This window comes from Pseudomonas sp. NY15374 (assembly GCF_048068255.1).
In the GTDB taxonomy this organism is placed as follows: Bacteria; Pseudomonadota; Gammaproteobacteria; order Pseudomonadales; family Pseudomonadaceae; genus Aquipseudomonas; species Aquipseudomonas machongensis.
Map to the genome: position 1 here is coordinate 561,182 of NZ_JBLUPZ010000003.1, position 17,134 is coordinate 578,315.

Annotated in this window: 14 protein-coding genes; 6 read left to right on the top strand and 8 right to left on the bottom strand. The window is 63.3% G+C overall.

What is annotated here, in order from left to right:
- Positions 1-96 precede the first annotated feature (96 nt).
- On the top strand, positions 97-2,961 hold the full coding sequence (locus ACNFHO_RS10545) for an EAL domain-containing protein (protein WP_063541858.1): 2,865 nt from the start codon (positions 97-99) through the stop codon (positions 2,959-2,961).
- Between the two features lie 37 nt (positions 2,962-2,998).
- Here the strand turns inward: ACNFHO_RS10545 and zwf are convergent, their stop codons facing one another.
- Positions 2,999-4,441 (bottom strand): glucose-6-phosphate dehydrogenase, encoded by a 1,443-nt coding sequence (zwf, locus tag ACNFHO_RS10550; protein WP_416766196.1) that lies wholly within the window; start codon positions 4,439-4,441, stop codon positions 2,999-3,001.
- A gap of 104 nt (positions 4,442-4,545) precedes the next feature.
- On the opposite strand from zwf, the gene hexR reads away from it, so the two are divergent.
- Together hexR and ACNFHO_RS10560 are read left to right on the top strand one after the other, a co-directional pair.
- Positions 4,546-5,412 carry a transcriptional regulator HexR gene (gene hexR / locus ACNFHO_RS10555; RefSeq protein WP_003253273.1) on the top strand — a complete coding sequence of 289 codons (867 nt, stop codon included), beginning with the start codon at positions 4,546-4,548 and terminating at the stop codon, positions 5,410-5,412.
- 157 nt (positions 5,413-5,569) lie between these two features.
- Positions 5,570-5,788, top strand: a complete 219-nt coding sequence (locus ACNFHO_RS10560; RefSeq protein ID WP_081311761.1) for a PA3496 family putative envelope integrity protein — start codon at positions 5,570-5,572, stop codon at positions 5,786-5,788.
- Here the strand turns inward: ACNFHO_RS10560 and ACNFHO_RS10565 are convergent.
- Complete coding sequence (locus tag ACNFHO_RS10565; protein WP_054892976.1) at positions 5,730-6,692, bottom strand: LysR family transcriptional regulator; 963 nt, start codon at positions 6,690-6,692, stop codon at positions 5,730-5,732. The two genes, ACNFHO_RS10560 and ACNFHO_RS10565, sit on opposite strands and share 59 nt — an antisense overlap.
- Positions 6,693-6,881: 189 nt before the next feature.
- Between ACNFHO_RS10565 and ACNFHO_RS10570 the strand changes: the two genes are divergently transcribed.
- Both ACNFHO_RS10570 and oadA read left to right on the top strand, forming a co-directional pair.
- The gene (locus ACNFHO_RS10570) at positions 6,882-8,297 is read left to right on the top strand and encodes an acetyl-CoA carboxylase biotin carboxylase subunit (protein WP_054892975.1); all 1,416 of its coding nucleotides are present in this window, start codon (positions 6,882-6,884) and stop codon (positions 8,295-8,297) included.
- A gap of 11 nt (positions 8,298-8,308) precedes the next feature.
- Complete coding sequence (gene oadA, locus ACNFHO_RS10575; RefSeq protein ID WP_323453445.1) at positions 8,309-10,117, top strand: sodium-extruding oxaloacetate decarboxylase subunit alpha; 1,809 nt, start codon at positions 8,309-8,311, stop codon at positions 10,115-10,117.
- A gap of 148 nt (positions 10,118-10,265) precedes the next feature.
- On the opposite strand, the gene ACNFHO_RS10580 is transcribed toward oadA, so the two are convergent.
- Genes ACNFHO_RS10580 through ACNFHO_RS10590 form a run of 3 tightly spaced genes read right to left on the bottom strand, consistent with a single transcriptional unit; the run spans position 10,266 to position 12,026 of the window.
- Positions 10,266-10,931, bottom strand: coding sequence for a GNAT family N-acetyltransferase (locus ACNFHO_RS10580; protein ID WP_416766199.1), 666 nt, complete (start codon positions 10,929-10,931; stop codon positions 10,266-10,268).
- 7 nt (positions 10,932-10,938) lie between these two features.
- Positions 10,939-11,385, bottom strand: coding sequence for a GNAT family N-acetyltransferase (locus ACNFHO_RS10585; protein WP_063541846.1), 447 nt, complete (start codon positions 11,383-11,385; stop codon positions 10,939-10,941).
- A gap of 11 nt (positions 11,386-11,396) precedes the next feature.
- Positions 11,397-12,026, bottom strand: coding sequence for an FMN-binding negative transcriptional regulator (locus ACNFHO_RS10590; protein ID WP_416766201.1), 630 nt, complete (start codon positions 12,024-12,026; stop codon positions 11,397-11,399).
- 89 nt (positions 12,027-12,115) lie between these two features.
- Between ACNFHO_RS10590 and ACNFHO_RS10595 the strand changes: the two genes are divergently transcribed.
- Positions 12,116-13,642 (top strand): PLP-dependent aminotransferase family protein, encoded by a 1,527-nt coding sequence (locus ACNFHO_RS10595; RefSeq protein WP_416766203.1) that lies wholly within the window; start codon positions 12,116-12,118, stop codon positions 13,640-13,642.
- Positions 13,643-13,728: 86 nt separating this feature from the next.
- Here the strand turns inward: ACNFHO_RS10595 and ACNFHO_RS10600 are convergent, their stop codons facing one another.
- The 3 genes from ACNFHO_RS10600 to ACNFHO_RS10610 all read right to left on the bottom strand — a co-directional run bounded on the left by ACNFHO_RS10600 (position 13,729) and on the right by ACNFHO_RS10610 (position 17,035).
- The gene (locus tag ACNFHO_RS10600) at positions 13,729-14,832 is read right to left on the bottom strand and encodes a polyamine ABC transporter substrate-binding protein (RefSeq protein WP_197891706.1); all 1,104 of its coding nucleotides are present in this window, start codon (positions 14,830-14,832) and stop codon (positions 13,729-13,731) included.
- 2 nt (positions 14,833-14,834) lie between these two features.
- Complete coding sequence (locus ACNFHO_RS10605; RefSeq protein ID WP_151925848.1) at positions 14,835-15,875, bottom strand: histone deacetylase family protein; 1,041 nt, start codon at positions 15,873-15,875, stop codon at positions 14,835-14,837.
- Between the two features lie 167 nt (positions 15,876-16,042).
- Positions 16,043-17,035 (bottom strand): AraC family transcriptional regulator, encoded by a 993-nt coding sequence (locus ACNFHO_RS10610; RefSeq protein WP_416766206.1) that lies wholly within the window; start codon positions 17,033-17,035, stop codon positions 16,043-16,045.
- Positions 17,036-17,134 lie beyond the last annotated feature (99 nt).

Below are 17,134 nucleotides of genomic sequence, written 5' to 3' on the forward strand. Positions count from 1 at the left end.
ATTTGTGAAATCATGACACACAGCAGTTTGGCCCGGCCTCGCGCTTGTGTATGCTCCGTGCACGTTCGCGGCTGACCATTATAAGAACACTGCCATATGACCCAGAATTGCGTGGTGATCGACGCATCACCCGAATCGACAAGGAGCGTTCGCAGGCAATTCGCAACCCAGCTCTCCATCGAGCGGACCCGCCTGCTTTACCAGGGCTCCTTGCTGCCCACCCTGTTCATGTTGCTCAACGGCCTGCTTTGCGCCTGGCTGCTGTGGAGCCCTGCCCGCTATCTGCTGGTCGGCGTGTGGATGGTCTGGTTACTGGCGCTGGTGGCCTTGCGGGTGATCCAGGTGGCGGCCTTCGATGCGGCCTCGCCGGAGCGTCAGGCCAAGCCGACCTGGTGGCGGATGTTTCTGGGTGGTTCGGCCTTCAGTGGCCTGACGCTTGGCTGTGCCGCCCTCGCGCTGGTACCGGTGGACAGTTTCGTCCAGCAGGCCTGGGTTTTCGGCCTGCTGGGCGCAGCGGCGCTGTCGGCGAGCGTCGCCTACGCGGTCAGCCTGCCGGCCTTTCTCAGCTTCGTGTTACCCGGCCTGTTGCCGCCGATCGGATTTCTGTTCTTTTATCAGGACGGGTTGCAGCGCGGCTGGGGCTGGCTTGGCCTGATCCTGCTCGGCGCCCTGATGGTGGTGGCCTGGCAGGTCAATCGTCTGATCGAGCGCGGTCTGCTTCGGCGCTTCCAGAACCAGGCATTGATCGAGCATCTGCAGGGTGCGCAACGCCATGGCGAGCAATTGAACCAGGCCTTGAGTGCAGAGATCCGCCACCGTCGTCACGCCGAAGAGCAATTGCGCCAGGCGCAGGCCGGCCTCGAGCTGCGGGTGAGCGAGCGAGGCCGTGAGCTGGCGCTTGCCACCCAGGCCCTGGGTGCGAGCGAGCAGCGCCTGAGCCTGGCGCTGGAGGCTAGCGAACTGGGACTGTGGGACTGGGACCTGCAAACCGACGAAGTCCATCACACCCAGTTGCATGCCTTGTTCGGCCTGGAGCCTGGGCAGGTGCGCTCGGTGCGTGCCGACCTCAAGCCGCGCTTGCATCCCGACGATCTGCCGCTGCTGCGTCGCACGCTGGTCGAGCACCTCAAGGGCCGCAGCGACGACTATCGCGTCGAATACCGGGTGCGCCACACGCAAGGTCGCTGGTGCTGGATCGAGGACCGGGGACGGGCGGTCGAGCGTGATGCCGACGGCAAGGTCCTGCGCATGCTGGGTACCCGTCGTGACATCACCGCACAGAAGGAACAGGAAGAACAGCAGCGGCTGGCTGCCACCGTGTTCGAAGCGGCGAGTGAAGGCATCGCCATCCTCGATGCGCACTACCAGTTGCTGGCGGTCAACCAGCGATTCTGCGATCTCACCGGCTACGGGCGTGAAGACCTGATCCTGCGTGACCTGCTGGAGCTGCCCTGCAGCCGCGACGCCCGTCGGCACAGCCAATCGATTCACCAGGCCCTCGAGCAGCAAGGGCGCTGGGAGGGCGAGCTGGTCGAGGCGCGCAGTAATGGCGAGCTCTACCCGCAATGGTTGCAGCTCAATGGCGTGAGCGATGGACGGGGCAACATCAGCAATATCGTGGCGTTCTTCACGGACCTGTCGGCGCGCCGTGAGTCGGAGGAGCGCCTGCGCTATCTCGCCCACTACGATGACCTCACAGGCCTTGCCAACCGAGCGCTGTTCCGTCTGCGCCTGCATGAGGCGGTGCAGCGTGTGCGCTTGAACGGCCGCAGCCTGGCGCTGCTGCATGTCGATCTGGACCGCTTCAAGCTGCTCAATGAAAGCCTTGGGCACGAACTGGCCGACCAGTTGCTGAAGAAAATGGCCCAGCGCCTGGCCAATGCGGTGCCGGAGGCCGACACCGTGGCGCGTATTTCCGGCGACGAGTTCGCCGTGCTGTTCGATGGCTACAGCAATCTTTCCAGCCTGGTGCGGGTCACCACACGCCTGCTCGACAAGCTGCGGGTGCCGCAGCGAGTGGGCGGTCATGAGGTGGTGATCAGTGCATCGGTGGGCATCAGTGTGTTGTCGGAGGCCACTTTCGACCTCAACGCTTTGGTCAGTCAGGCCGACATGGCCAAGCAACACGCCAAGCACCTGGGGGGCGACAGCTTCCAGTTCTATACCGAAAGCCTGCGTGCCAGCACCCTGGAACGCCTGCAACTGGAAAACGATCTGCGCAAGGCTCTCGACGAAAACCAGCTGCGGGTCTACTTCCAGCCCAAGCTGTGCCTGCGTTCCGGCCGTCTGCATGCCGCCGAGGCGCTGGTGCGCTGGCAGCATCCGCAGTGGGGCATGGTGCCGCCGGGCGAGTTCATCGGGCTGGCCGAAGAAACCGGGTTGATTGCGCCGATGGGTGAGTTCGTCCTGCGTCAGGCGTGTTGGCAGGCATGTGAATGGTTGCGCCAGGGCTGGGAGATCCGTGTGTCGGTCAACCTGTCGGTCTACCAGTTGCGCCAGGGCAAGGTGGTCAGCCTGGTGCGTCAGGTACTGCAGGAGACCGGACTGGCGCCGCACCTGCTGGAGCTGGAGCTGACCGAAAGCCAGTTGCTGGACAATGTCGAGCACATCATCGCCACCTTCCAGCAACTGCACGCATTGGGCGTGAAGCTGGCGATCGACGATTTTGGTACCGGCTATTCATCGCTGAGTTACCTCAAGCGCTTTCCGGTGGACTACGTGAAGATCGACCAGGCGTTCATTCGGGGCCTGCAGGAGGGCAGCCAGGATGCCGCGATCATCCGGGCGATCATTGCCATGGCCAAGAGCCTGGGGCTGGAGGTGGTGGCCGAGGGGGTGGAAACCCAGGAGCAGCTGGCATTCCTGCGTGAGCAGGGGTGCGACGAGGCGCAGGGTTACCTGATCAGTCGACCGATCGATGCCGCAGCGTTCAAGGCATTGCTGGAGCGCTCGCGAAGATGACCTGCGCCCCGGCGGCAAGTGCCGGGGCGGGAAATGGTCAGAGGTGCCAGTGTCGGCCCTGATGCGCCAGGAGGCTATTGGCCTGCTCCGGCCCATTGCTGCCTGCTGGATAGGTCCGCGGTGCCTGGAAGTGGTCCTCCCAGCCTTTGAGGATCGGGTCGATCCAGGCCCACGCAGCTTCCACTTCATCGCGGCGCATGAACAGCGTCGAGTCACCATCCAGTACATCCAGCAGCAGGCGCTCGTAAGCCTCCCAGCGGCGTGTCTGGGCGAAGGCCTGGGCCAGGTTCAGGTCCAGCTCGACCGGCGCGAGGCGCATGCCGCGGCCGGGGCTCTTGGTCATCATGCGCAGGCTGATGTGCTCGTCGGGTTGCAACTGGATCAGCAACTGGTTGACCTGGCCGCCGGCGAACAGCTCATGGGGCACCGGTTTGAACTGGATGACGATCTGCGACGAGCGCCGAGCCATGCGCTTGCCGGTGCGCAGGTAGAACGGCACCCCGGCCCAGCGCCAGTTCTCGATATGGGCCTGCACGGCGACGAAGGTTTCGGTATCGCTGTCGTTGTCGACATCTTTCTCGAAGTAGTAGGCCGGGACCTCCTGACCGCCAATCTTGCCGGCGCTGTACTGGCCGCGTACGGTCTTGTCCTGCACGTCCTGGCCGGTGATGGGGCGCAGCGCACGAAGGATCTTCACCTTCTCGTCGCGCACCGCCTCGGCCTCGAATTGTGCCGGTGGCTCCATCGCCACCAGGCAGAGCAGTTGCAGCAGATGGTTCTGCAGCATGTCGCGGGTAGCGCCGGCGCGATCATAGTAGGCGCCGCGGTTCTCGACCCCGAGGGTTTCGCAGACGCTGATCTGCACATGATCGACCTGGTTGTTGCGCCACACAGGCTCCAGCAGGGCATTGGCGAAGCGCAGGGCCATGAGGTTCTGCACCGTCTCCTTGCCCAGGTAGTGATCGATGCGAAACACCTGGGATTCGTCGAATACCGCGCCGATGGCTTCGTTGATCGCCGTGGCCGACTCCAGTGAATGGCCGATGGGCTTTTCCAGCACGATGCGCGCTTCGCTGTCGGCAAGCCCGGCCAGGCGCAGGTTGTTGGCGATGGGCACGAACAGGTTGGGGGCGGTGGCGAGATAGAAGATCCGGGTCAGGCCACCGGGCTCGCCGAGGTAACGGGCCAGGCGCCCGAAATCGGCGCCTTGGGAGGCGTCCATGGCGAAGTAGTCAAGGCGTGCCGAGAAGCGCTGCCAGACCTCCTCGTCGAAGTCGTTGCGGGCGATCTGTGCCCGGCAATGACGCTCGGTGAGCTTGAGGTAGTCGTTGCGCGGCAGTGGGCGGCGGGCCAGGGCGATGATCCGCACGGCGTTGTGCAGGCGACCCTCGCGGTAGAGCTGATAAAGCGCCGGCAGCAGCTTGTGCAGGGCCAGGTCGCCCGTGCCGCCGAAAACCAGAATGTCGCAAGGGATACTCAAGCCACCACTCTCCCACGTTCGTTTAGCTGGGCGGTCAGCCGGTCATGTAGTATAACTACAAGATAGCTACATCCCGGCCAGCCGATCATAACCGAGTCCAGCCTGTGAATCTGTTGCAACATATCGCTCAATCGCGCCACCTGCTGCGCAAATCGGAACTGAAAGTGGCCGACCACGTGCTGCTCGATCCGGCTGCCGTCATGCACAGCTCGATGGCCGATCTTGCCCACAGTGTTGGTATCAGCGAGCCGACCATCGTGCGTTTCTGCCGCGCCATCGGCTGTTCGGGCTTCCAGGACCTCAAGCTCAAGCTGGCGCAAAGCCTGGCCGCGGGCGCCAGCTTCGGCCAGTTCGCCATCCATGAAGACGATTCGGTCGCCGACTACAGCCTGAAGATTTTCGACACCACCTTGCACACGCTGATGGAAGTGCGCGAGCACCTCGACCCGCAGGCGCTGCAGCAGGCGGTAAGTGCCATGGCCCAGGCGCAGCGCGTGGAGTTCTATGGCTTCGGGGCTTCCGGCGCGGTCGCCGCCGATGCCCAGCACAAATTCTTCCGCCTGCTGCTCAGCGCCGCAGCCTATTCCGACCCGCACATGCAGGCGATGTCGGCGGTGACTCTCAAGCCGGGTGATGTCGCCGTGTGCATCTCGCAGTCGGGGCGTTCGAAGGACTTGCTGATCACCGCCAACCTGGTGCGTGAAAGCGGCGCCAATCTCATCACCCTGTGCCCGAGCCAGACGCCGCTGGCGGAGCTGTCAACCGTCAACCTGGCGATTGATGTGCACGAAGACACCGAGATCTACACCCCGCTGACTTCGCGCATTGCCCACCTGGTGGTGATCGATGTGCTGGCGATGGGCGTGGCCATGGCCCGTGGCCCGAGCCTGGTCAACCACCTCAAGAGCGTCAAGCGCAGCTTGCGCAGCCTGCGCTTGTCGCCCAAGTCGATCAAGGCTACCGACGACTGATCGCACTGCCACCGCTCCGGCCTCTGTGGGAGCGGGTTTACCCGCGAAAGGGCCGGTACGGGCAATTAAAATTCACGATTCTGTCACCATTTCTCAGCCAAACCGTAAACCCTCGGGGCCACCCTGAAACTCCCGCACCCGATCTGGGAGACAGGCAATGGCAAACGATCATTTCGGTTCGTACCAACCCAACGCCAAGGCTCGCAAGCAGGCTGAGAAGGATCAACGTCGCATGGAATATCGACGTGCGATCGAAAGCTACTGCGACCAGCGTCAACTGTTGCGTGATATCGCCGACTACCCTGAGCTGCAAGACATCACGGTATGGCAGGTGGCGTCGGCAGCTTCCCAGAAAATCGCTCCACAAGCCCGCTGATTTTCGCGCGTTCGCTACGAATGAACGCAAGAAATGCCAAGGCCACCGGCGATTGCCGCTTGGCCTTGGACTGCACCACGCACCAGCTGCGGTACAGCGGCAGTTCCTCCACAGGCAACTCCCTGAGCATCCCGGTGGCCAGCTCCATGTTCACTGCATGGCGAGTCAGCAGGGCGATGCCCAAACCGGCGATCACGCATTCGCGCTGGGCGTCGGCCGAGGCCACTTCCAGGGTCTGGGTGAAGTGCACGCGCTTGTCCTTGAAGTACTCCTCGCAGGCTTTGCGCGTGCCCGAGCCTTGTTCGCGGATGAGCAGGGTATGAGGCTCCAGGTCCTGCAGGCGCAAGCGGTCGAGCTTGCACAACGGGTGTTCCGGTGGCGCCACCGCGATGATCGGGTTGTTGAGAAACGGCAGGAACTCCAGACCCATGTCCTGCGGCACCATCGACATGATGATCAGGTCGTCGCGGTTGTCGGACAGGCGTCGGATGGCCTGGGCGCGATTGACCACCGTGAGGGTGAGGTTGACCTCCGGGTGTCGTTGCTTGAAGGCGGCGAACAGGTGTGGCACGAAGTACTTCGCACTGGATTCGATCGCCAGTTTCAATTGCCCCTGCAGTGAGCCCTGCATGTCCGACAGCTGCATGTCGAGGTTTTCCAGGCGCCCGAAGATGTCGCGGCTGGCACGTTGCAGTGCCTCGGCGGCTTCGGTGAGGTAGAGCTTTTTGCCGACGTACTCGAACAGCGGCTGGCCGACCAGCTCCTCGAGCTGGCGGATCTGTAGACTTACGGCGGGTTGCGTAAGCGCCATCTCTTCTGCCGCGCGGCTGTACGAGCGCAAATCACACACTTCGTTAAAGATCTGCAGTTGACGCAAAGTCATACGCATCAAGGACTTACGCATTTATCCCCAGGCTCCGGCAAAACCTTGTTACCCCACTATAAGCTTTTGCTAATACAGCCCCTAACAAATATTGATTTTTGTTTATTCACCGGTGGCGCTAGTTTGAAGGTGCGACTGGCCAGCGACGTCTGGTCACGCGCCGACCGGTGTAACCGGATCGTCTGTTCCTACGGCTTTGGGAAGACTCCAGTGATAAAAAAAATCCTGATCGCCAACCGGGGTGAAATCGCAGTTCGGATCGTGCGTGCCTGCGCCGAGATGGGCATTCGCTCTGTCGCGATCTTTTCCGACGCCGACCGTCACGCGTTGCACGTCAAGCGCGCCGACGAGGCCTACAGCATCGGTGCCGAGCCGCTGGCCGGTTACCTGAACCCGCGCAAGCTGGTGAACCTTGCTGTGGAAACCGGCTGTGACGCCCTGCATCCGGGCTACGGTTTTCTATCGGAAAACGCCGAACTTGCGGAAATCTGCGCCGAGCGTGGCATCAAGTTCATCGGTCCTGCTGCCGAGGTCATCCGCCGCATGGGCGACAAGACCGAAGCGCGCCGCACGATGATCCAGGCCGGTGTCCCGGTGACCCCAGGTACCGAAGGCAACGTGGCCGACATTCACGAAGCCCTGAGCGAAGGCGAGCGCATCGGTTATCCGGTGATGCTCAAGGCCACCTCCGGTGGCGGCGGGCGTGGTATTCGCCGCTGCAACAGCCGCGAAGAGCTGGAACAGAACTTCCCGCGGGTGATTTCCGAAGCCACCAAGGCGTTCGGTTCCGCCGAGGTGTTTCTCGAGAAATGCATCGTCAATCCCAAACACATCGAGGCGCAGATTCTCGGTGACAGCTTCGGCAACGTGGTGCATCTGTTCGAGCGCGACTGCTCGATCCAGCGCCGCAACCAGAAGCTCATCGAAATCGCCCCGAGCCCGCAGTTGACGCCGGAACAGCGCGCCTACATCGGCGATCTGGCCGTACGCGCCGCCAAGGCGGTCAACTACGAGAACGCCGGTACCGTGGAGTTCCTGCTCGCCGATGGCGAGGTGTACTTCATGGAGATGAACACCCGAGTGCAGGTGGAACACACCATCACCGAGGAAATCACCGGCATCGATATCGTGCGTGAGCAGATCCGCATCGCCTCGGGCCTGCCACTGTCGGTCAAACAGGAAGACATCCAGCATCGTGGCTACGCGTTGCAGTTCCGGATCAACGCCGAAGACCCGAAGAACAATTTCCTGCCCAGCTTCGGCAAGATCACCCGTTACTACGCCCCCGGCGGTCCGGGCGTACGTACCGACACGGCGATCTATACCGGCTACACCATTCCACCGTTCTACGACTCCATGTGCCTGAAACTGGTGGTCTGGGCGCTGACCTGGGAAGAAGCCATGGACCGTGGTCTGCGAGCCCTGGATGACATGCGCCTGCAGGGGGTCAAGACCACCGCCGCGTATTACCAGGAAATCCTGCGCAATCCGGAATTCCGTAGCGGCCAGTTCAATACCAGCTTCGTGGAAAGCCATCCGGAACTGACCAACTACTCGATCAAGCGCAAACCCGAAGAGCTGGCCCTGGCCATCGCCGCCGCCATCGCCGCCCACGCAGGCCTGTGAGGAATTCAACAATGTCCAAGAAAATCCATGTAACCGACACAATCCTGCGCGACGCCCACCAGTCCTTGCTGGCCACCCGCATGCGCACCGAAGACATGCTGCCGATCTGCGAAAAGCTCGACAAGGTCGGCTACTGGTCGCTCGAAGTCTGGGGCGGCGCGACCTTCGACGCCTGTGTGCGCTTCCTCAAGGAAGATCCGTGGGAGCGCCTGCGCCAACTGCGCGCCGCGCTGCCCAACACGCGCCTGCAAATGCTGCTGCGCGGTCAGAACCTGCTGGGCTACCGCCATTACAGCGATGATGTGGTCAAGGCGTTCGTGGCCAAGGCTGCAGTCAATGGTATCGACGTATTCCGTATTTTCGACGCCATGAACGATGTGCGTAACCTGCGCGTGGCCATCGAAGCGGTGAAGGCCGCCGGCAAGCATGCCCAGGGCACCATCGCCTACACCACCAGCCCCGTGCACACCATCGAGGCCTTCGTGAACCAGGCCAAGCAGATGGAATCCATGGGTTGCGACTCGGTCGCGATCAAGGACATGGCCGGCCTGTTGACGCCGTACGCCACCGGCGAGCTGGTCAAGGCGCTGAAAGCCGAGCAGTCGCTGCCGGTGTTCATCCACTCCCATGACACCGCCGGCCTGGCCGCCATGTGTCAGCTCAAGGCTGTGGAGAACGGCGCCGACCATATCGACACCGCCATCTCCAGCTTCGCCTGGGGCACCAGCCACCCGGGCACCGAGTCGATGGTCGCCGCGCTCAAGGGCAGCGAGTTCGACACCGGGCTGGACCTGGAGCTGCTGCAGGAAATCGGCCTGTACTTCTACGCCGTGCGCAAGAAGTACCACCAGTTCGAGAGCGAGTTCACCGCCGTGGATACCCGCGTGCAGGTCAACCAGGTACCCGGCGGGATGATTTCCAACCTGGCCAACCAGCTCAAGGAGCAGGGCGCCCTCAACCGTATGAACGAAGTGCTGGCGGAGATCCCGCGCGTGCGCGAAGACCTCGGCTTCCCGCCGCTGGTCACCCCGACCTCGCAGATCGTCGGCACCCAGGCGTTCTTCAACGTGCTGGCCGGTGAGCGCTACAAGACCATTACCAACGAAGTGAAGCTGTACCTGCAAGGCGGCTACGGCAAGGCGCCAGGTGTGGTTGACGAGAAGCTGCGCCGCCAGGCGATCGGCAGCGAAGACGTCATCGATGTGCGCCCGGCCGATCTGCTCAAGCCGGAAATGGCCAAGCTGCGCGCCGAAATCGGCAGCCTGGCGCACAGCGAGGAAGACGTGCTGACCTTCGCCATGTTCCCGGACATCGGGCGCAAGTTCCTCGAAGAGCGTGAAGCCGGAACCCTCAAGCCCGAAGCCCTGCTGCCAATCCCGGAAGCCGGTGCTGCAGCCTCCGTGGGCGGTGAGGGTGTACCGACCGAGTTCGTCATCGACGTGCACGGCGAGACCTACCGCGTCGACATCACCGGCGTGGGCGTCAAGGCCGAAGGCAAGCGTCACTTCTACCTGTCCATCGACGGCATGCCGGAAGAAGTGGTGTTCGAGCCGCTCAACGATTTCGTCGGCGGCGGCAGCAGCAAGCGCAAGCAGGCCAGCGCGCCGGGCCACGTCAGCACCACCATGCCGGGCAACATCGTCGATGTGCTGGTCAAGGAGGGCGATGTGGTCAAGGCCGGGCAGGCAGTGCTGATTACCGAAGCCATGAAGATGGAGACCGAGGTGCAGGCGGCCATCGCCGGCAAGGTCGTTGCCATCCACGTAGCCAAGGGCGACCGGGTGACCCCGGGCGAGATCCTGATCGAGATCGAAGGCTGATCGACAGCCTTCGAATACAAGCGGTTTACCTCATGGGGAGCGGTTGCTCCCCTTTTTTTATGTTGGGTTCAAGGCCCGATCGCGGGGCACCCCGCTGGTTCTGAAACTGGCGGGGTACCGGTGGGAGCGGGCTTGCCCCGCGATTGCGTCAGGCCAGGCGACACGCTTCCAGGGTTTTCACCTGACCTTCAGGCCGCTGGTTCTCCACGCTCAACCAGCGCTCGAACCCCGCCGCCACCGCTGGCCACTCCCCGTCGGTGATCGAATACCAGGCGGTGTCGCGGTTCTGGTCCTTCACCACCATGTGCTGGCGGAACACGCCTTCGAAGACAAAACCGAAGCGCAGCGCCGCGCGCTTGGAGCGGGCGTTGGCATCGTTGCATTTCCATTCCAGGCGCCGATTGCCCAGCTCGAAGCCGAGCTTGCTCAACAGGTAGACCGCCTCGGTACCCTTGGGCGTGCGCTGCATGGCCGCGCCAAAGGCGATGTGGCCGATCTCGAAGCGCCCCTGCTCGGGGACGATCGACATGTAGCTGAGGATGCCCTGCACCTGCCCGTTGTGTTTGTCGATGACGCTATAGAACAGCGGATCGCGGCCCGCTGCGTTGCCTTGCAGCCAGCGGTCGAAGTCGGCGCGTTCGGCGAACGGGCCGTAGGGCAGGTAGTTCCACAGCACCGGGTCCGATCCCGGGCCTTGCAGGACTTCCCACAGGTCGTCGCTATGGCGCGCCGGGTCGAGTTTCTCCAGGCGGATGAAGCGGCCATCGAGGGGGGAGGCGTCCGGTGTCGCAGCGGGTTTCCAGTTCAGGGTCATGGTCGGCCTACAGTGCTTTGCGAAATTGAATGAAGCCCGGGCGCTCGGCGACCTGCTCGTACAGACTGATGGCCGTGGCGTTGGTCTCGTGGGTCAGCCAGTGCACCTTGATGCAGCCAGCGGTCTTGGCGGTGGCGTAGACGTGTTCGATCAGCTGGCGGCCGATACCCAGGCCGCGCTGCTCGCCGTCGACGTAGAGGTCTTGCAGGTAGCAGGAGTTCTCGATGCTCCAGTTGGAACGATGATAGATGTAGTTGACCATCCCCACCGCCTTGCCATCGACCCAGGCAAGGGCCGAGTGGGTGGGTTCGCTGGGGTCGAGCAGGCGCTGCCAGGTATTGGCCGTGACCTCGTCGGCGAGGGTGGTCTGGTAGAAGCGCAAGTAGGCCTGCCACAGGGGCAGCCAGGCGGCGTGGTCTTCGAGAGTGACCGGGCGCAAGGTGACGTTGGACATGGTGGTTTCCTTCAAAGCGAACGCATCTGCGTCGCGAGTTGGTTGTCGAGTGGATCGGGGCTGTTGGCCAGGCCTTCGCGCACGCCTTGGACATCTTCGGCGCTGCGGTTCTGGCTGAGCTTGCGGGCGCCCTGGATGCGGGTGATGGGCAGGCGGATGCCGACGATGGCGCGGAGCATGCCGTCGATGTAGTCGGCGGGGGCGTCGGCGACCTTCCAGGGGGTGGCGCGGCCTTGTTCATGCAGGTCGGTCAGGCGGCTGACGATCTCCAGCAGGGGCGCCGGGTCATGGATGACCTCGACCGGCCCGCGGGCATGCACCGCCACATAGTTCCACGTGGGCACCACCTTTGGATTCTCCAGCTTGCTCGGGTAGTAGCCGGGGCTCACGTAGGCATCGGCGCCCTGGAAAACCAGCAGGGCTTCACCGCCTCGCTCCAGGTCCTGCCACTGGCGGTTGGCGCGTGCCAGGTGGCCGTACACCGTACCGAACTCGCCTTCGCGGGTGTCCACCAGCACTGGCAGGTGGGTCGCCAGCAGGCCTTGCTCTGCGTGGCTGATCAGCGTGGCCAGGCGTGTCTGCAACATCTGCTGGTGCAGACGTTGGAGATCGTGTTCCTGATGAGGCTTGGCGTTGTACATGGCGAAGTCCTTGTTTGATGACTTCATCCTAGGCAGGCTATTGGTTCTGTGTAAGAGCCATTTACCGCTGTTTTGACAGGTCCAATGTCATGAGTGAGCGTCCTCTCGTTTTGCCTTTCGACCCCGCCGGCATCGTGCTGGACCGCCGCCGTGGCCTCAGCCAGCAGCTCTACCAGGCATTGCGCGCGCGGGTGCTGGACGGCCGGCTGAGCAGTGGCACGCGGCTGCCGGCCACTCGTGACCTGGCTTCGGTGCTGGCGCTGTCGCGCAACAGCGTGGTGCGTGCCTATGACCAGTTGTACGCCGAAGGCTTCATCGAAAGCCGAGTCGGGGATGGCACCTATGTGAGTCGGCTGCCAAAACTGTCCACACAGTTATCAACAAGGTTATCCCAGGGGTTATCAACAGAGTTATCCACATTTCTACCCGGTTACACTGAGGATTTATCCAGTTCAACGCGCTCCAGCGCACCCTTGGAGCGCTTGAAATCACACCATCTTTCACCGCCCAGAGCCGGGGCTCCGAGGGCTTTTCGGGTCGGTATTCCGGCGTTCGATCTGTTCCCGTTCGACGTCTGGGCCAAGCTGCAAGCGGGTTTCTGGCGTGATCCCGATCCTGCGCTGCTCGGTTACGGCGACCCGGCCGGGGAGCCTGTGCTGCGCGAACTGATTGCGGCCTACATGCGTCGCTCGCGAGGGCTTTCGTGCACCGCTGAACAAATTGTGATCACCAGTGGTGCACAGCAGGCCATCAGCCTTTGTGCACAGCTGCTGCTGCAAACGGGCGAGGAGGTGGCTGTGGAAAACCCGGGCTATCGCGCCGCGGGGCATGCCTTTGCCCTGGCCGGAGCGAAGGTGCGCGGTGTGGCGATAGACGAGGAAGGGCTGGTGTGCGAGCAGCTCGCCCGGTTGCGCGACTGTCGCCTGGCCTACGTGACGCCTGCGCACCAATACCCGACCGGCGTCACCATGAGCCTGGCGCGACGCTTGTCGTTGCTGGCCTGGGCCGAACGCCAGGATGGCTGGATCATCGAGGACGACTACGACGGCGAATACCGCTACAGCGGCGCACCGCTGGCGCCCCTTGCAGCGCTGGACCGCCAGCAGCGGGTGATCTACGTCGGCACCTTCGGCAAGATCGCCTTCCCCGCGTTGCGCCTGGGTTACCTGGTGCTGCCGACGCGACTGGTGCAGGCCTTCAGCCAGGCGCGTGCACTGGCGGTGCGGCATTCCGAAGTCGGGACGCAGTGCGTGATGGCGCAATTCATGGCTCAGGGGCACTTTCAGCGGCATATACGCCGCATGCGTCGGGCGGCGCTGGCGCGGCGCAATGTGCTCAAGGCCGGCTGGCCGCTGGATGTGCCGGGGCTGGGCGCAATGCCGGAAGTGGCGGCGGGACTGCATGTGAAAGTGGATGTGGATAACTTCGCGCGGGAGCAAGCGCTGGTGGCCAGGGCAGAGGCGGTGGGAGTGGAAGTGCACCCGCTGAGTGCTTACTGGCTGGAAGACAGCGAGGTACCTGTGGATAAGCGGGCAGGGCTGGTGCTGGGTTTCGCTGCGGTGCCCGAGGAGGAGATTGCCGGGGCGTTGATGCGATTGCGCAGGGTCTGGCGGTAAGGCGTTAGACCGCGCTGTCTGCTTCGCGGGCAAGCCCGCTCCTACAAAGAATCTGTAGGAGCGGGCTTGCCCGCGAAGCAGGCGGCTCAGGTGCCGGACTTGATCCGCGTCCAGGCCCGGGTCCTTGCCCGTTCGGCTTCTTTGCTCAGCGGCTTGAGGGTATACAGCGTGGTCATCGCCTCAGCCGTCGGGTACAGGTTCGGGTTGTTGCGAATCTGTGGGCTGACCTTTTCGGTCGCGTCCTTGTTCGGGTTGGGGTAGCCGACGAAGTCGCTGATCGGCGCGATCACCTCGGGGCGCAGCAGGTAGTTGATGAAGGTGTGGGCGTCGTCCGGGTTCGCTGCATTTTTCGGAATGGCCAGCATGTCGAACCAGATCGGCGCGCCTTCCTTGGGCAGGCGCATGTCCACCACTACACCATTCTTGGCTTCGCGCGCACGGTTGGCGGCCTGCGAGAAGCTGCCCGAGTAGCCCACTGCCACGCAGATGTCGCCGTTGGCGATATCGGCCATGTATTTCGAGGAATGGAAGTAGGTGACGTGCGGGCGGATCTTCATCAGCAGCGCCTCGGCCTTCTTGTAGTCCTCGGGCTTGTCGCTGTTGGGTGACAGGCCCAGGTACTGCAGGGCCAGCGGCAGGATTTCCGACGGCGAATCAAGCAGCGCCACGCCGCACTGCTTGAGTTTGGCGATGTTCTCTTCCTTGAAGATCAGGTCCCAGCTGTCCACTGGGGCGTTGTCACCCAGCACGGCCTTCACCTTGGCCGGGTTGAAGCCGATCAGGATGGTGCCGTACATGTAGGGCACGGCGAACTTGTTGCCTGGGTCGTTGGCCTCGATCAGCTTCATCAGCGTTGGGTCCAGGTGCTGCCAGTTCGGCAGCTTGCTGCGGTCCAGGGGTTGGAAGACCCCAGCCTCGATCTGCTTGGCGAGGAACACGTTGGAGGGCACTACCACGTCATAGCCGGAGTTGCCGGTCAGCAGCTTGGCTTCCAGTGCTTCGTTGGTGTCGAAGATGTCGTAGATCAGTTTGACCTGGGCATCCTTCTGGAAGTCGACCAAGGTCTGTGGAGTGATGTAGTCGAACCAGTTGTACACCCGCAGGGTGCGTTGTTCGGCATGGACCTGAAGGCCACCAGCCAGCAGGCCGGCAGCAACGAGTGGGGCTAACAGACGCTTGAATGGACGCATGATCAGGCTCCTGGCTGAGCGCGCTGGAACCCTTCCAGCACATTGACCGCATTGATGCCGATTTCCTCGACGGCATAACCACCTTCCATCACGAACAGGGTCGGCTTGCCGAGTTCGGCGATGCGCTTGCCCATCTCCAGGTAGTCCGGGCTGTCGAGCTTGAACTGGGAGATCGGATCGTCCTTGAAGGTGTCTACACCGAGCGAGATCACCAGCACATCGGCGTCGAAGGCGGCAATGCGTTGGCAGGCATCTTCGAGGGCGGCACTCCAGGTGGCCCAGTCGCTACCTGCCGGCAGAGGATAGTTGACGTTGCAGCCCTCGCCCGCGCCCTCGCCGGTTTCGTCGGCATAGCCGAGGAAGAACGGGAACTCGTCGGTCGGGTCGCCGTGGATCGAGGCGAAGAACACGTCGTTACGGTCGTAGAAGATGTCCTGGGTGCCGTTGCCGTGGTGGTAGTCGACATCGAGGATCGCGACCTTGCGCCGGCCCTGGTCGAGGAAGGCCTGGGCAGCGATGGCGGCGTTGTTCAGGTAGCAGTAGCCGCCCATCACTTCGGCGGCAGCGTGGTGCCCTGGCGGACGGCAAAGGGCAAAGGCGGCATGGGCGCCGTTCTGGATCGCGGCCTGCCCGGTCAGTGCGACTTGCGCTGCGCTGTAGGCGGCCTGCCAGGTGCCGGCGGTGATCGGCGCGCCGCCGTCGAAGCTGTAGTAGCCCAGTTCGCCGTGCAGGCCGGTGGGTTTGATCTGGCGCAGGGTGCGTGCTGGCCAGGTGAAGGGCAGCAGGTCGCCCTCCTGGTTCATGGCCGCCCAGCGCGCCCAGGCGCCTTCGAAGAAGTCCAGGTAGGCGGCGCTGTGGATGCGCAGCAGCGGCGCGCGGCCGAAGTCGGTCGGGCCCTGGATCGGGCCAATGTCGCGGTGCTGGACGCGGGCGAGCACATGGTCAGCGCGCGAGGGCATCTCGAAACACGGCATCAGCTTGCCGTCGATCAGCTCGCAGCGGCCGTGGTGCAGGCGATGGTCATCGGAATAGATCGTCAGCATTTGTTGTTCTCCGAAGGTGACTGGCGTGGGTCCATTGTGGTGGGCGGGCCAGGTGGAGAGAACGTTGCAAACGGCCAAAAGGGGATCGATATGGCCACTGGCGATGGCCGGATCGGGTGGTTTGGGGATATTTCCGGCCTATTGCCCCGCGGCTGGACGGGTGCCGACTACCCCCGAAAATGGCTGGGCGCCACGCCACTCCAGCGCTGGAACGCGTGCCGGAAGCTTGCCGTCTCGCTGAATCCCAGGGTTTCGGCGATCCGGTAGATCGGCATCTGGTCTTCGGCGAGCAACTGTTTGGCCCGTTCGAAGCGCAGCTCATCGAGCAGCTGTTGATAACTGCTGCCCAACGCCTGCAAGTGTCGCCGCAAGGTGCGCGACGAGCAGTTCATCTGCCGCGCCAGGTCCTCGAGCCCAGGTGCCGCATCGAGCTGCTGCATCAGCAGCTGGCGAATGCGCCCCAGCCAGGCTTGGCGGCCAGTGAACTCCAGGTTCAGGCGCCTGCAGCGTTCGGCCATGGCTTTGTGGGTGATGGGGTCGGCCAGGGGCAGTGGCATATCGAGCCAGCGCCGTTCGAAGGCAAAGGCGTTGTCTCGCGATTCGAAGCCCGTCGGGCAGGGGAATGCACCGGCGTAGAGCAGATGGTAGGCAGGGCGTGCGTGTTCGAAGCGTGCCGCCAGCAAGGGTAGCGGCCGGCCGAGCAGGTCATCGCAGATGACTTTCAGCGAGACCAGGCAGAATTCGGCATTGAACGCTGCCAGTGCTGGCCCCTCGCGATAATCGCTGGCGCTCAGCCAGACACGCTGGCCATCGTCGACCAGGCGCAACTGGAAGATTGTTCCCAGCAGTGCCGGATAACGCAGCGCCAGACGCAGGGCGTCACCCAAAGTGGCACTCGAGAGCAAGGCGTAACCGAGCATGCCGTAGCACGACACATGCATCCGCCGCCCCAGCTCCAGGCCGATCTCCTCGCGTCGGGCGACCGCATTGGCACACACCTGCAGCTCCTGCTGGGTAGTGATGCGCGCATCGGGATGGCCCAGGTCGGCCGGGCCTATGCCGCTGCCGGCGAGCAGTTGCGAGGCGGTACAGCCCTCTTCCTGGAAGACGTTGAGAATCAACGAAACTGCGTTGAGGGTGGTGAGGTGGCTGTGCAGCATGCTCGGCATCCCGTGGGGGTGAGGGGCATTATCGAGCAAGGAGTGTGCCGGGAACCGTTTGCCGGTGCTGGGTGTAAAAAAAGGGCCCGGAGCGTGCGC

Excerpts from the sequence above, each read along its gene's own strand:
- ACNFHO_RS10560 (WP_081311761.1), top strand. The coding sequence starts at position 5,570 with ATGGCAAACGATCATTTCGGTTCGTACCAACCCAACGCCAAGGCTCGC.
- ACNFHO_RS10565 (WP_054892976.1), bottom strand. The coding sequence starts at position 6,692 with ATGCGTAAGTCCTTGATGCGTATGACTTTGCGTCAACTGCAGATCTTT.
- ACNFHO_RS10600 (WP_197891706.1), bottom strand. The coding sequence starts at position 14,832 with ATGCGTCCATTCAAGCGTCTGTTAGCCCCACTCGTTGCTGCCGGCCTG.
- ACNFHO_RS10605 (WP_151925848.1), bottom strand. The coding sequence starts at position 15,875 with ATGCTGACGATCTATTCCGATGACCATCGCCTGCACCACGGCCGCTGC.
- oadA (WP_323453445.1), top strand. The coding sequence starts at position 8,309 with ATGTCCAAGAAAATCCATGTAACCGACACAATCCTGCGCGACGCCCAC.
- ACNFHO_RS10580 (WP_416766199.1), bottom strand. The coding sequence starts at position 10,931 with ATGACCCTGAACTGGAAACCCGCTGCGACACCGGACGCCTCCCCCCTC.
- ACNFHO_RS10610 (WP_416766206.1), bottom strand. The coding sequence starts at position 17,035 with ATGCTGCACAGCCACCTCACCACCCTCAACGCAGTTTCGTTGATTCTC.
- ACNFHO_RS10545 (WP_063541858.1), top strand. The coding sequence starts at position 97 with ATGACCCAGAATTGCGTGGTGATCGACGCATCACCCGAATCGACAAGG.
- ACNFHO_RS10590 (WP_416766201.1), bottom strand. The coding sequence starts at position 12,026 with ATGTACAACGCCAAGCCTCATCAGGAACACGATCTCCAACGTCTGCAC.
- ACNFHO_RS10585 (WP_063541846.1), bottom strand. The coding sequence starts at position 11,385 with ATGTCCAACGTCACCTTGCGCCCGGTCACTCTCGAAGACCACGCCGCC.
- ACNFHO_RS10595 (WP_416766203.1), top strand. The coding sequence starts at position 12,116 with ATGAGTGAGCGTCCTCTCGTTTTGCCTTTCGACCCCGCCGGCATCGTG.